Annotated in this window: 13 protein-coding genes; 10 read left to right on the plus strand and 3 right to left on the minus strand. The window is 73.1% G+C overall.

The genetic code is table 11. The annotated features are described in order from the left end of the window. Nucleotides 1-50 precede the first annotated feature (50 nt). Both ACFP3V_RS22190 and ACFP3V_RS22195 read right to left on the minus strand, forming a co-directional pair. A complete protein-coding gene (locus ACFP3V_RS22190) occupies nt 51-1,253 on the minus strand; it encodes an amino acid deaminase/aldolase (RefSeq protein ID WP_380586134.1) in 1,203 nt (400 codons plus the stop codon). 64 nt (nt 1,254-1,317) lie between these two features. After that, entirely contained in the window at nt 1,318-2,193 is an 876-nt protein-coding gene (locus tag ACFP3V_RS22195; protein WP_380586137.1) for a serine hydrolase, read from the minus strand. A gap of 191 nt (nt 2,194-2,384) precedes the next feature. On the opposite strand from ACFP3V_RS22195, the gene ACFP3V_RS22200 reads away from it, so the two are divergent. Continuing rightward, entirely contained in the window at nt 2,385-3,131 is a 747-nt protein-coding gene (locus ACFP3V_RS22200; protein WP_380586140.1) for an SseB family protein, read from the plus strand. Nucleotides 3,132-3,296: 165 nt separating this feature from the next. Here ACFP3V_RS22200 and ACFP3V_RS22205 read toward each other — a convergent pair whose 3' ends face one another. Continuing rightward, entirely contained in the window at nt 3,297-3,683 is a 387-nt protein-coding gene (locus ACFP3V_RS22205) for a DUF1844 domain-containing protein (protein ID WP_380586143.1), read from the minus strand. Nucleotides 3,684-4,026: 343 nt separating this feature from the next. Here ACFP3V_RS22205 and infC point away from each other — a divergent pair, with 343 nt between their 5' ends. The 9 genes from infC to ACFP3V_RS22250 all read left to right on the plus strand — a co-directional run bounded on the left by infC (nt 4,027) and on the right by ACFP3V_RS22250 (nt 13,514). After that, on the plus strand, nt 4,027-4,785 hold the full coding sequence (gene infC / locus ACFP3V_RS22210; protein ID WP_380586146.1) for a translation initiation factor IF-3: 759 nt from the start codon (nt 4,027-4,029) through the stop codon (nt 4,783-4,785). Between the two features lie 124 nt (nt 4,786-4,909). Beyond that, a complete protein-coding gene (gene rpmI, locus ACFP3V_RS22215; RefSeq protein WP_055590591.1) occupies nt 4,910-5,104 on the plus strand; it encodes a 50S ribosomal protein L35 in 195 nt (64 codons plus the stop codon). 96 nt (nt 5,105-5,200) lie between these two features. Beyond that, nucleotides 5,201-5,596 (plus strand): 50S ribosomal protein L20, encoded by a 396-nt coding sequence (gene rplT / locus ACFP3V_RS22220; protein WP_380586150.1) that lies wholly within the window; start codon nt 5,201-5,203, stop codon nt 5,594-5,596. Nucleotides 5,597-5,699: 103 nt separating this feature from the next. Then, nucleotides 5,700-6,545 carry a TrmH family RNA methyltransferase gene (locus ACFP3V_RS22225; RefSeq protein WP_380586278.1) on the plus strand — a complete coding sequence of 282 codons (846 nt, stop codon included), beginning with the start codon at nt 5,700-5,702 and terminating at the stop codon, nt 6,543-6,545. Between the two features lie 55 nt (nt 6,546-6,600). After that, on the plus strand, nt 6,601-7,680 hold the full coding sequence (locus ACFP3V_RS22230; protein ID WP_380586153.1) for a sensor histidine kinase: 1,080 nt from the start codon (nt 6,601-6,603) through the stop codon (nt 7,678-7,680). Nucleotides 7,681-7,775: 95 nt separating this feature from the next. Next, nucleotides 7,776-8,936 carry a glycoside hydrolase family protein gene (locus tag ACFP3V_RS22235; protein ID WP_380586156.1) on the plus strand — a complete coding sequence of 387 codons (1,161 nt, stop codon included), beginning with the start codon at nt 7,776-7,778 and terminating at the stop codon, nt 8,934-8,936. A gap of 337 nt (nt 8,937-9,273) precedes the next feature. Continuing rightward, on the plus strand, nt 9,274-10,383 hold the full coding sequence (gene pheS, locus ACFP3V_RS22240; protein WP_380586159.1) for a phenylalanine--tRNA ligase subunit alpha: 1,110 nt from the start codon (nt 9,274-9,276) through the stop codon (nt 10,381-10,383). Further along, nucleotides 10,383-12,902 (plus strand): phenylalanine--tRNA ligase subunit beta, encoded by a 2,520-nt coding sequence (gene pheT / locus ACFP3V_RS22245; protein WP_380586162.1) that lies wholly within the window; start codon nt 10,383-10,385, stop codon nt 12,900-12,902. Before pheS ends, pheT begins: the two co-directional genes overlap by 1 nt. Nucleotides 12,903-13,076: 174 nt before the next feature. Further along, on the plus strand, nt 13,077-13,514 hold the full coding sequence (locus tag ACFP3V_RS22250; RefSeq protein WP_380586165.1) for a MarR family winged helix-turn-helix transcriptional regulator: 438 nt from the start codon (nt 13,077-13,079) through the stop codon (nt 13,512-13,514). Nucleotides 13,515-13,542: the final 28 nt, after the last annotated feature.

Below are 13,542 nucleotides of genomic sequence, written 5' to 3' on the forward strand. Positions count from 1 at the left end.
GTCCGAACCGGCCAGTCCACGGCCTGCTCACAGGCGGAAGAGCTCAGAGCTCACAGGAAGGTCCGGCCCTCGCCCCGGTAGGTGGGGACCGTCCGGACGATCTCCTCGCCCTGCACCAGGTGCAGTTCGGCGAAGCGCTCGCACAGCTCGCCCGCCTTGGCGTGGCGGAACCAGACCTTGTCGCCGATACGCAGGTCGTCGGCCGGTGAGCCGAGCAGCGGCGTCTGCACCTCACCCGCGCCCTCCTGCGGGTCGTACCGCAGGCCCTCGGGCAGGTAGGGCTCGGGCAGCCGGTCCCGGCCGGCCGGTCCCGAGGCCGGGTAGCCCCCGCCGAGGACGGTCACCACGCCCATGCCGGGCCGCCGCACCACCGGCTGCGCGAAGAGCGCGGCCGGACGCCCCTGGAACGCCCGGTAGTTGTCGAACAGCCGGGGCACGTACAGGCCGGACCCGGCCGCCACCTCGGTCACCGCGGCCTCGGCCACCGTGCTCTCCACGCTTCCGGTGCCGCCGCCGTTGACGAACTCCAGCTCGGCCACGGCACGGACGGCCCTGACCACCTCGGCCCGGCGGCGCGCCAGCTCGGCTCGGGCGGTGCGCTGCATCGCCTGCACGGCCCGGGAGCGGAACGGACGGCCCGTCAGCTTGTCGCCCACACCGGCGACATGACCCTCGTAGGCCATCAGCCCGACCACCCGGAAGCCCGGCCGCCGCTGGACGAACGCGGCGAGCGAGGCCAGTGCCTCGGGCGTGCGCAGCGGGGACCGCCGGGCGCCGATCCGGATCCTGCCGCCCAGCAGCTGCAGCGCGGTGTCCAGCTCCAGGCAGACCCGGACCTCCTCGGTGCCGCCGTCCCTGGCCCCGTCGATCAGGTCGAGCTGCGCGGGGTCGTCCACGAGCACGCTGATGGACGCGGCCAGCTTGGGGTCCGCCGTCAGCTCGGCGAAGCCGGCCCGGTCGGCGGAGGGGTAGGCGAGCAGGATGTCGTCGAAGCCGGCCCTGGCCAGCCAGACCGACTCGGCCAGGGTGAAGCTCATGATCCCCTGGAAGCCGGGCCGGGCCAGGACCCGCTCCAGCAGCGCGCGGCAGCGCACGGACTTGCTGGCGACGCGGATCGGCTTGCCCGCCGCGCGGCGGACCAGATCGTCGGCGTTGGCGTCGAAGGCGTCCAGGTCGACGATCGCCAGGGGGGCGTCGAGATGAGCGGTCGCCCGTTCGTAGCGGGCCCGGTCCGCGGCGGGGGAGTGCGACATGCCCGAAGCCTGCCACACGCGGTTACGCCTGGGTAGGGGTGACCTGAGCATCGCTCAGGTCTGCTCATCCGCCGGTCAGCGCCTGTCCGGCGGCCCGGGCCGCCGACTCCACCAGCGCGATGCCCTGCGCCTCGGTCGGGTTCCCGTCGGAGACGGCGGCGATGAGCAGCGTGTGCCCGTCGCGCACCACCCGGCCGATGCTGTTGACCACCCACAGACCGGTCCCGCTGCGCGGCAGCCAGCCGTTCTTCAGCGCGTAGTCGTCCCCGCTCGCGGCGGCGCTCACGCCCCAGCGCTGGTCGGTCTCGACCGTGGCCATCAGCCCGGCGACGTAGCCGCGGGAGGCGGCGCTCAGCTTCGACTCGCTCGTGAACAGGTTGCGCAGCAGGACCAGTTGGTCCTTGGCGGTGGTCGTGGTCAGGCCCCACAGCCCGCCGGCGCCCGGGGTGGTGGCCGTCATGCCGAATCGTTTGTTCGCCGCCGCCATGCCCGAGGCGCCGCCGATCTCGCCGTAGAGGCTGTTGGCGGCGGAGTTGTCGCTGTTCTGGATCATCCGCGTGGCCAGCGCCCGCTGGCCGGACGTCAGGCCGCGGCCCCGGTCCTGCGCCTGCAGTAGCAACGTGGCCAGGATGTCGGCCTTGGAGATGCTGGCGTCCACGAACCGGTGACCCCCGCCGCCGACCGCCAGACCCTGACCCGTCGTCAGGTCCACTGCGGCGACCGACGCATGGCCCTCCGCCGCGGCCAGCGCCCGCCGCACCCCCGCCGTGGAGACGGTGGGCGTCGGCTTCGGGCTCGCCGTCGTGGGACGCGGGCTGGGGCTCTGCGCCGCGCGACTCGCGCTCGGCGTCGCGTGGTCCTGGCTGCCCGCGGCCGGAGAGGTGGCGGCGGTGGCCGCGATGTCGGCCGTACCGCCGTGTCCGCTGTGCAACAGGCTCACCCCCAGCACCGAGAGCGCCACCAGTGTCGAGGACGCCGTCGCGGCCGCGCGCCACCGCCGGCGCCCGGGCCTTCGTCCGTGTCCGTAGTCGTCGTCCCACACACCGTCAGACGCTAGGCAGCGGGCATGTGCAACAGCCGGGATCGAGCTGGGTGTCGGCTGATATGACCCGAATCGACTACGCTCGCCAGGTGGACCGAAAGAACATTCCAGACCCCGGCTTCGCAGGCGACGACGGCTCCGCCGATCCGCGACTCGCCGCGGCCCTCGCCCGCCACGCCGCCGAGCCCGGCCCGGAGAGCGAGGCGGCGGTTCTGGAACTCCTGCCCGGCGCACGGTTGTTGGTTCCGATCGTGGCCATCCTCGGCGAGGTCGAGGTCAACGCGGAAGGGCTGAAGCAGGAGAAGTCCAGCGACATGGCCGTCCCCACCATCCAGACCCCGGACGGCCGCAGGGGCCTTCCGGCCTTCACCTCCCTGGACAGCCTGGCCCGCTGGCGCGCCGACGCCCGCCCCGCTCCGGTCCCGGCCCACCAGGCGGTCGCCGCCGCCTGGTCCGAGCGCGCCGACGCGCTGCTGATCGACCTGGCGGGCCCCGCCTTCTACGAACTGAGCGGCGCGCCGATGCGCGCGGTGGCCGAGGGCCGCGTCCATGTGCCGCCCCGTAAGGACCCTGACGTCCTGTCAGCGTTGCGGGAGCTCCTGGAGAAGACGCCGCCCGTCCTCCGCGCCCACCTGCTGCCGTCGCGGACGGCGGACGCCCAGCTGGTCCTGGTCGTCGCCCCCGAGGCGGGCGACGTCACCGAGCCCGTCCGCGCGTTCGCGGCGGAACTCGCCGCGGACGAGCTGCTCCGCATCCGCCTCGACTCCGGCCTCGACCTGGCCGTCGTCCACCCCTCGGCGGGCGAACCTACGGACCCCTTCTATACGAGGAGCTAGCCGCACCCTCCGGGGGCGCGAGGAACTGCGCGACCACCCCCCCAACCCGCGGAGGTCCGCCCCGCACACGGGGTCGGACCTCCCTGACTGGTGGGCCGCTCGCGCTGGGGGGCACCTCCCGCCCGAAGCGTGGGGGATTCCCCGCGCCCCCGGAGGGTGGTGCGACTACCGGTAGACGGGTCCGGTGTACTTCTCGCCCGGGCCCTGGCCCGGCTCGTCCGGGACGAGGGAGGCCTCGCGGAAAGCGAGCTGCAGGGACCGCAGCCCGTCCCTGATCGGTGCGGCGTGGAAGTTGCTCAGGTCCGGCGCCGCGGCCGTCACCAGCCCGGCCAGGGCATTGATCAGCTTCCGGGCCTCGTCGAGATCCTTGTGCTGCTCGCCGTCCTCCGCGAGCCCCAGGTTGACCGCCGCCGCGCTCATCAGGTGGACGGCCACCGTGGTGATCAGCTCGACCGCCGGCACCTCCGCGATGTCGCGGGTCAGGTCGGGCTCCGGGGCGGCGCCGCCGGGGCCGCCGCTCGCTCCGGTCGCGCTGGTCTCTTCGCTGCTCATCAGGTCACTCGCTCACGTCGGTACGATCAGACACACGGCAGTCTGCCGGATGTCCCCCTCCGGGCGGGAATTCTGCGCTGCGGCCCAGCGCTGCTATGCTTGCAGACTGAGACCGGCCGGGTGCCGTCACGCCCTCACTCCGAAGCGAGAGCGGACAGTCCCAGCCCGCAAGTGGAGACTCCTCTCCCACCCGCATCGACCTCCGGGTCGTCGGGTCATGTGGTCCGCCGAAGCGAGAGCGCGCGTGCGCTCCCGCCGATGGTGCCATTGGAGCTCCGCCTGCGCGTCATGCGGGGCTTTTTTCGTGCCCGCGGTAGCGCGCCCTGTGCGACCGCGGCTGCGAATGAAGCTCTGCGTGGCGGTACCAGCCCGCGATCGCGACCGCCGCCCGGTGGCCGCGAGGTGCAACCGAGGAGGATCCATCAGCACCGAGCCCCGCATCAACGACCGGATTCGCGTCCCCGAGGTGCGACTCGTCGGTCCCAGTGGCGAGCAGGTCGGCATCGTGCCGCTTGCCAAGGCGCTGGAGCTTGCGCAGGAGTACGACCTCGACCTGGTCGAGGTCGCGGCGACCGCCCGGCCGCCGGTGTGCAAGCTCATGGACTACGGCAAGTTCAAGTACGAGTCCGCCATGAAGGCCCGTGAGGCGCGCAAGAACCAGGCGCACACGGTCATCAAGGAGATGAAGCTCCGGCCGAAGATCGACCCGCACGACTACGACACCAAGAAGGGTCACGTCGTCCGGTTCCTCAAGCAGGGCGACAAGGTCAAGATCACGATCATGTTCCGCGGTCGTGAGCAGTCCCGCCCCGAGCTGGGCTACCGACTGCTGCAGCGGCTCGCGGAGGATGTCCAGGACCTCGGGTTCGTCGAGTCGAACCCGAAGCAGGACGGCCGCAACATGATCATGGTTCTCGGTCCGCACAAGAAGAAGACCGAGGCCATGGCCGAGGCCCGTGAGGCTCAAGCCGCCCGCAAGGCCGCGGCCGCCGGTGGCAAGGGCCGCCAGCAGACCGCGGAGCAGGAGGCCGCCGAGGTCGAGGCGGTCGAGGCGCCCGCCGAGACCGAGACCCCGGACGGCCCGGAGGCCGCGGCCAGCTGAGGCCGCAGGCGTCCAGCCCGGCCGCCGCACCCGGCGGCCACCCCAGAAGAACCGATCCAGAAGCGCTCCCGCCCCTGCCGCGAGGCAGCAGGCGGGAGCGGACCGACGAGGAGAGTACGGCGACATGCCGAAGAACAAGACGCACTCCGGTGCCAGCAAGCGCTTCAAGCTCACCGGCTCCGGCAAGGTGCTGCGCCAGCGCGCCGGCCGCCGTCACCTGCTCGAGCACAAGCCGTCGACGCTGACCCGCCGCCTCGCCGGCACGGTCGAGATGGCCCCGGCCGACGCCAAGAAGATCAAGAAGCTGCTGGGCAAGTGATCGCAACCCCGGGAGGCCGGGGTCCGCAGATCCTTTCGACCACATTCGTACCGGACCGTGTGAAGACCACCGCGGTCCCCATCAAGGAGTAATCACGTGGCACGCGTCAAGCGGGCAGTCAACGCCCACAAGAAGCGCCGGGTCGTCCTCGAGCTCGCCAGCGGCTACCGCGGTCAGCGCTCTCGCCTGTACCGCAAGGCGAAGGAGCAGGTCACCCACTCGTTCGTCTACAACTACAACGACCGGAAGAAGCGCAAGGGCGACTTCCGCCAGCTGTGGATCCAGCGCATCAACGCCGCGGCGCGTGCGAACGGCATCACCTACAACCGCCTGATCCAGGGCCTGAAGGCTGCCAACATCGAGATCGACCGCAAGATGCTGGCCGAGCTGGCCGTCAACGACGAGGCCGCGTTCGCCGCGCTCGTCGAGGCCGCCAAGAAGGCGCTGCCGGCCGACGTCAACGCGCCGAAGGTCGCCGCCGACGCCGCCTGAGCCTTCCGCTCGAAGCAGTGACACCACGGGCCCGCAGGGGGTTGTCCCCTGCGGGCCCGTTCCCTTGCCCCGTCCGCCCCGGAAAGTCGGAGAAGAGATGCCCCTGCCGTCCCCCGAGCTGACCTCGCTGCGCTCGCCCCGGGTCAACGCCGCGCGCCGACTGCACCGGCGGGTGCAGCGTGGCAAGGAGCGGCGCTTCATCGCCGAGGGGCCGCAGGCGGTGCGCGAGGCCGTCGCGTTCGGGACGCTGCCGAGCGGGGAGCACGCGGTGGTCGAGGTCTACACGACGCCGGAGGCGGCCGAGCGGCACGCGGACATCGTCGGTGCGGCGCGGGACGCGCGGGTGCCGGTGCTGACCGCGAGCGACGAGGTGATCGCGGCCGTCTGCCAGACCGTCACCCCGCAGGGGATCGTGGCGATCTGTCGATTCGTCGACTCCTCCTTCGAGGCGGTGCTCGCGGCGAAGCCCAAGCTGGTCGCCGTGCTCGCCCATGTACGCGACCCCGGGAACGCGGGGACGGTGCTGCGCACCGCGGACGCGGCGGGGGCCGACGCCGTGGTGCTGACCGACGCCTCGGTGGACCTGTACAACCCGAAGGCCGTCCGGGCCTCGGTCGGCTCGTTGTACCACCTGCCGGTGGCGGTGGGCGTGCCGGTCGGGCAGGCGGTCGCCGGGCTGCGGGCGCAGGGCGTGCGGGTGCTGGCGGCGGACGGCGCGGGGGACCGGGACCTCGACGCGGAGCTGGACGAGGGCACCCTGGGCGGTCCCACGGCGTGGGTCTTCGGCAACGAGGCATGGGGCCTGCCGGAGGAGACCCGGGCGCTGACGGACGAGGTGGTCCGGGTGCCGATCCACGGCCACGCCGAGTCGCTCAACCTGGCGACGGCCGCGGCGGTATGCCTCTATGCGTCCGCGCGTGCACAGCGTGCACCCGGTGGGTGCCGCTGACGGTCCGTCATTCGCTAGGGTGGCGACGGACGCCGGACAGAGGGGAGTCGCGGCCATGGACAGCGCGGGCGCCTGCGTCGTGGACCCGGAGCTGCTGCCCGACGGGCTGGTCATCGCGGACGAGAACGGCCTGGTCGTGTGCTTCAACGCGGCGGCCGAGCGGATCACCCGGGTGCCGCGGGAGCGTGCGCTGGGGCGTGCCCTGGCCGACGTGCTGCCGCTGGAGGACCTCGAGGGCCGCCGCTGGTGGCAACTCACCGACCCCTGGGGCGGTCTGACGATCCGTAAGGCCCAGCCGGAGCGGAACCTGCTGCTGCCGGGCGGCCGTGAGGTGCTGGTGTCCGCCCGGTACGTGCGCGAGGGTACCGGGCCGGTGCGCCAGGTCGTCGTCGCGCTGCGGGGGACGGAGGCGCGGCGGCGCACCGAGCGCAGCCACGCCGAACTGATCGCCACCGTGGCGCACGAGCTGCGCTCGCCGCTGACCAGCGTCAAGGGCTTCACCGCCACCCTGCTGCAGAAGTGGGAGCGGTTCACCGAGCCGCAGAAGCTGCTGATGCTGGAGACGGTGGACGCCGACGCGAACCGGGTGACCCGGCTGATCGCGGAGCTGCTGGACATCTCGCGGATCGACGCGGGACGGCTGGAGGTACGGCGGCAGCCCGTGGACATGGCCGCGGCGGTGCGTCGTCACGTGGAGGGGATGGTCGCCGGCGGCGTCGCGGCGGAACGGTTCTCCGTACGGGTGTGCGGGCCGCTGCCCCCGCTCTGGGCCGACGCGGACAAGCTGGACCAGGTGCTGGGCAACCTGCTGGAGAACGCGGTGCGGCACGGGGAGGGCGCCGTCACCATCGAGATCGGGCCCGAGAAGGCCGAGTTGACGCCCGGTGGCCCGGTGCGCGAGGGCACGGCGGTGACGGTCAGCGACCAGGGGCCGGGCATTCCCGAGGAGTCGATCCCGCGCGTCTTCACCCGGTTCTGGCGGGGCAGCCGGCGGGGCGGGACGGGGCTGGGGCTCTACATCGTGAAGGGCATCGTCGAGGCCCACGGCGGGCTGATCCGGGTGGACCGCGCGCCCGGGGGCGGGGCCCGGTTCCGCTTCATCCTGCCCTCCGGCGTCCCCGACGTCCTCGCCTGAGCCGATCGGGCGAGTCCCGGACCGGAACTGACGCCGCGTCAGCGCGGACGGGTACCGATCACCGGTTCCACCGGTGACGACGGAGAGGCCCGAGGTTGCGGACGCGCAGGAGCAAGGCAGCTGGTCTTCTCGTGCTGGCCCTGTTCGCGGCGTTGCTGCTGCAGGCCAGAGCGCCCGGAGCGGCCCGGGCCGACGGCGTGCCCGCCGGATTCACCATGCCCGCGGGCCTGGACCTCCACGACGGGCAGATCGCCCGCTTCGGCGACACCTACTACGCCTACGGGACGGAGTACCGCTGCGGATTCCGCTGGGGCGTGCACGGCACGCCGTTCTGCGGCTTCGGGGTGTCCAGCGCACCCGCCCTGGACGGGCCGTGGTCGCGGCCGAGGCTGCTGTTCTCCCCGCGGGACGTGGACACCTGGCGGCTGTCCGCGAGCCGGCCGGGCGACTACGGCCGCAGCTGGAACTGGGTCTGCGGAGCGGACGGCGCCGGCTGCTTCAACCCGCGCATGATCCGGCGCAGCGGCTGGGGCTCCGACGACGGGGTCTTCCTGCTGTGGTTCAACGCGCCGGGGGACTGGAACCGGTACCGGGCCAACGCGTACTACGCCATGGGCTGCAACGGCCCCGCCGGACCCTGCGGACACGCGGCGGGACCGCCGCACGGCTCCACCACCAAGCCCTCGCTGCCGCACTGCGCGGCCAACGGCGACTTCGGCGTCAGCCTCGTGCCCGGCGGCCGGCCGGTGCTGGTGTGCACCCGTCCCGGCCCGGACCAGAAACTGGCCGAGGAGGAGCTGAACCGCTGGGGGACCGGCAGTGACGGCAGGGGCGCCACCGGCCTCGCCGGACTGACCCGTGTCGAGGGCCCGGGGCTGTATCCCGATCCCGCCACCGGGACCTGGATCCTCACCTACAGCGACCCGGCCTGCGGCTACTGCTCCGGCACCGGCACCGGCTACGCCACCGCGCCCGGCCCGCTCGGCCCTTGGACCGCGCCGGTCAACCTCGCCGCCGCGGCGCCGCCGCCGGGCGGCCGGCGCGACCTCTCCGCGACCTCCTGCGGAGGCCAGCCGCGGACGGTCAGCTTCGTGGACGGCCAGGCCTGGCAGGGCATCGACCTGTGGACCGGCAACCGCAACGAGGCCGCCGCCGGCTGGCGCATGGAGCCGCTCGTCTACGTCCCGACCCGTGGCACGGCCGGGGACGGCCGGCCCTGGCGCCCGCCGTTCCTCCCTTGGACCTGCGACCGCTGACGGCCGCCCCGCCGCCCCCGGAATCCGGTTGACGCCCCGTCAGCCGGGCCGGGAGGCTGCTGCTGCCGTGCCCGGGCAGGTCCACCCGGTTTCGGTGCCCCGCGCGGCACTTCGCTGCGTGGTCGGGCGCGCCCTCGTACGACCCGTGGGAGGGCGAGCCTCCGCCACGAGCCACCGCACCGGACGCCGCGACCTGGCGAACCGGTCCGGACTCGGCACCACTGCCTGTCCGCTGCCCGCCCCGGGGCCGCCTCGGTGGGCGGGCGGTGAACCGTCAGCGACTAGACTCGGCCTTTGGCGTCGCGGGATGCCATCGCCGCTGTACGGGAAGAGAGAGATGTCCGCACCGAACAAGTCGTACGACCCGGTGGAGGTCGACGCGTTGAAGCCGGAGGAGATCGAGCGACTGCGCGACGAGGCGCTCGCCGCCTTCGCCGCCGCGCCGGACCTCGCCGCGCTGCAGGAGGCGAAGGTCGCGCACACCGGCGACCGGTCGCCGCTCGCGCTGGCCAACCGGGAGATCGGCGCGCTGCCCCCGCACGCGAAGGCGGAGGCCGGCAAGCGCGTGGGCGCGGCCCGCGGCGCGGTGAACAAGGCGCTCGCCGAGCGCCGTGCCGAGCTGGAGGCGGAGCGCGACGCGCGCGTCCTGGTCGAGGAGTCCGTCGACGTCACGCTGCCCTTCGACCGGCAGCCGCAGGGCGCGCGGCACCCGCTGACCACCTTCGCCGAGCGGCTGATGGACGTCTTCACGGCGATGGGCTACAGCGTCGCCGAGGGCCCCGAGGTCGAGGCGGAGTGGCTCAACTTCGACGCCCTGAACATGGGCCCGGACCACCCGGCGCGCTCCACCCAGGACACCTTCTTCCTCAAGGACGCCGAGAGCGTCGTGCTGCGCACGCACACCTCGGGCGTGCAGATCCGCTCGATGCTGGCGACCGCCGAGCCGCCCGTCTACGTGGTCTGCCCCGGCCGGGTGTTCCGCAGCGACGAGCTGGACGCCACGCACACCCCGGTCTTCAACCAGATCGAGCTGCTGGCCGTCGACGAGGGCCTGACGATGGCCGACCTCAAGGGCACGCTCGACCACATGGTGCAGAGCCTGTTCGGCGAGGGCATGAAGACCCGGCTGCGGCCCAACTACTTCCCGTTCACCGAGCCGTCCGCCGAGATGGACATGGTGTGCTTCAACTGCCGCGGCGAGTCCGTCGGCAACCCCGACCGCCCCTGCCGCACCTGCTCCTCCGAGGGCTGGATCGAGCTGGGCGGCTGCGGCATGGTCAACCCGCGGGTGCTGATTGCCTGCGGCATCGACCCGGAGAAGTACAGCGGCTTCGCGTTCGGCTTCGGCATCGAGCGGATGCTGATGTTCCGTCACAACGTCGAGGACATGCGAGACATCGTCGAGGGTGACGTGCGCTTCACCCTCCCGTTCGGGATGGAGATCTGATGCGTATCCCGCTTTCGTGGCTGCGGGAGTACGTCGACCTCCCCGCCGGGGTGACCGGTCGCGACCTGCAGGAGAAGCTGATCCGGGCCGGCCTGGAGGTCGAGACCGTCGAGCAGCTGGGCGCCGAGCTCAAGGGCCCGATCGTGGTCGGCCAGGTGCTGTCCATCGAGGAGCTCGAGGGCTTCAAGAAGCCCATCCGCTACTGCCTGGTGGACGTCGGCCCGGCCAACGGCACCGGTGAGCCGCAGCAGATCGTCTGCGGCGCGCGGAACTTCAAGGTCGGCGACAAGGTCGTGGTGATCCTGCCCGGCGGCGTGCTGCCCGGCCCGTTCCCGATCTCGGCGCGGCAGACCTACGGCAGGACCTCCGAGGGCATGATCTGCTCGGCCCGCGAGCTGGGCATGGGCGACGACCACAACGGCATCATCGTGCTGCCGGAGACGGTCGAGGTCGGCTCCGACGCGATCGAGCTGCTGGAGCTGGTCGACGAGGTGCTCGACATCGCCGTCACCGCCGACCGCGGCTACTGCCTCTCGTTGCGCGGCGTCGCCCGCGAGGCGGCCATCGCCTACGGGCTGCCGCTGCGCGACCCGGCGCTGCTGGACGTGCCGCCGGCCAACTCCTACGGCCCGCTGGTCAAGGTCGAGGACCCGGTCGGCTGCGACCGCTTCGTCGCCCGCAGCGTCGTCGACCTGGACCCGGCCGCGGTGACGCCGCTGTGGATGCAGCGCCGGATCCAGAAGGCGGGCATGCGCCCGATCTCGCTGGCCGTCGACATCACCAACTACGTGATGCTGGAGCTGGGTCAGCCGCTGCACGCCTACGACCGGGCCCGGGTGGACGGCGCGATCACCGTCCGCCGTGCCCAGCCCGGCGAGAAGCTGCGCACCCTGGACGACGTCGAGCGCGTGCTGGACGCCGAGGACCTGCTCATCTGCGACAACTCCGGTCCCATCGGGCTCGCGGGCGTCATGGGCGGGGCCGGCACCGAGATCGCCGAGCCCGTGGTCGACCCGGAGACCGGACTGATCGCGGGCACCACCGAGGTCATCGTCGAGGCCGCGCACTTCCAGCCGGTGTCGGTGTTCCGCACCGCGCGCCGCCACAAGCTGCCCTCCGAGGCCGCCAAGCGCTTCGAGCGCGGCGTGGACCCGGAGGCCGCCAAGGCCGCCGCGCAGCGGGCCGTGGACCTGCTGGTCCTAGTCGCCGGCGGTACCGCGGAGGCCGGGGTCACCGACATCGCCGCACCGCGTCCGGTCCACTCCATCACCATCGCCGCGGACCACCCGGACCGCGTCGCGGGCATGGAGTACGGCCGCGAGACCGTCGTCCGCCGGCTCCAGGAGGTCGGCTGCACCGTCGAGGGCGCCGACGTGCTGGTGGTCACCCCGCCGAGCTGGCGGCCCGACCTGACCGATCCGAACGACCTGGCCGAGGAGGTCATCCGGCTGGAGGGCTACGACGCGCTGCCCTCCACGCTGCCGACCGTCCCCGCCGGCCGCGGTCTGACGGACGCTCAGCGGCTGCGCCGCCGTACCGGGTCGGCGCTCGCCTCGGCCGGTTACGTCGAGGTGCAGAACTACCCGTTCATCGGCGAAGCCGTGCTCGACGCCTTCGGCCTGGACGCGGACGACCCGCGCCGGGAGACGGTGAAGCTGGCCAACCCGATCTCGGACGAGGAGCCCTCCCTCCGCACGACGCTGCTGCCCGGCCTGCTCGCCGCGCTGCGCCGCAACGTCGGCCGCGGCGCCACCGACGTGGCGCTGTTCGAGCTGGGTCTGGTGTTCCGCGTGGACGGCACCGCGAAGACGCTGTACAGCGCGCCGCGCCTGCCGGTGGACCGGCGTCCGACCGCCGAGGAGGTGGCCGCGCTCAACGACGCGCTGCCGCGCCAGCCGCACCGCGTCGGCGCGGTGCTCGCGGGCAACCGCGAGCCGCAGGGCTGGTGGGGCCCGGCCACGCCGTGGACCTGGGCGGACGCCGTCGAGTCGGCCCGCATCGTCGCCCGTGCGGCGGGCGTGGAGCTGACGGTGCGTCAGGATCAGCACGCCCCCTGGCACCCGGGCCGCTGCGCCGCGCTGTACGTCGGGGACCGGCTGGTCGGCCACGCCGGCGAGCTGCACCCGCGTACGGTCAAGGCGCTGCACCTGCCGGAGCGCACCTGCGCGATGGAGCTGGACCTGGAGCTGCTGACGCAGGACGGGGCGATCAAGCCGGAGGGGCCCAAGATCTCGTCCTTCCCGGTGGCCACCCAGGACGTCGCGCTGGTCGTGGACGCCGATGTGCACGCGGGTGAGGTCGAGGCCGCGCTGCGCGCGGGCGCGGGCGAACTGCTGGAGTCGCTGCGGCTGTTCGACGTCTACACGGGCGAGAGCCTGGGCGAGGGCAAGAAGTCCCTGGCCTACGCGCTGCGGTTCCGGGCCCCGGACCGGACGCTGACCGCCGACGAGGCGTCGGCGGCCCGTGAGGCCGCGGTGGCGGCCGCCGCCGAGCGGGTGGGCGCCACCCTGCGCGCCTGAGGCCGCGCGACCGGCTTGGATCGAGGCCCGTTCTCCCCGGTGCGAGGGCGGGCCTCGTGGCGTACGGGGCGGGGCAGTACGGGTCCCGCTGGACGTCAGCCGGGGGTGCGCCGGGGTGGGGGGCGAGATTCTGCACGGATGCTTGAGTGCGCAAGTATCTGTTAGGCTCGGCACATGGCCACCATCGACCCGCTCGATCTCGCGCTGCGGCTGAACCGGGCGCAGACCCAGGTGAGCCGGCGCTTCGACACCCGGCTCTCCGGGCACCACGGCGTCAGCTTCGCGGACTTCCAGATCCTGATGAGCCTCGGCCAGGCCCCCGGCGGCCGGATGCGCCGGGTGGACCTGGCGCAGGCCCTCGGGCTCAGCGCCTCCGGAATCACCCGGGCGCTCGGGCCGTTGGAACGCATCGGACTGGTGGAACGGGAGAAGGACCCGCGCGACGCCCGCGTGGCCTACGCCGCCCTCACGGCAACGGGACGCGAGCGGCTGGCCGACATGCTGACCACCGCTCGGGAGACCGCCGCGGAGGTCTTCGGCGGAGCGGAGTGGCAGGAGGCTGACGCCGCGTCAGTCTTCGGGAGCCTGCTGGGGCTTCTGGGCCGTGGCTGACTGGGCGCTGGTGGGCCTGCTGCTGGCC

The sequence above is a fragment of the Streptacidiphilus monticola genome (genome assembly GCF_042658505.1).
Classification (GTDB): domain Bacteria; phylum Actinomycetota; class Actinomycetes; order Streptomycetales; family Streptomycetaceae; genus Streptacidiphilus; species Streptacidiphilus monticola.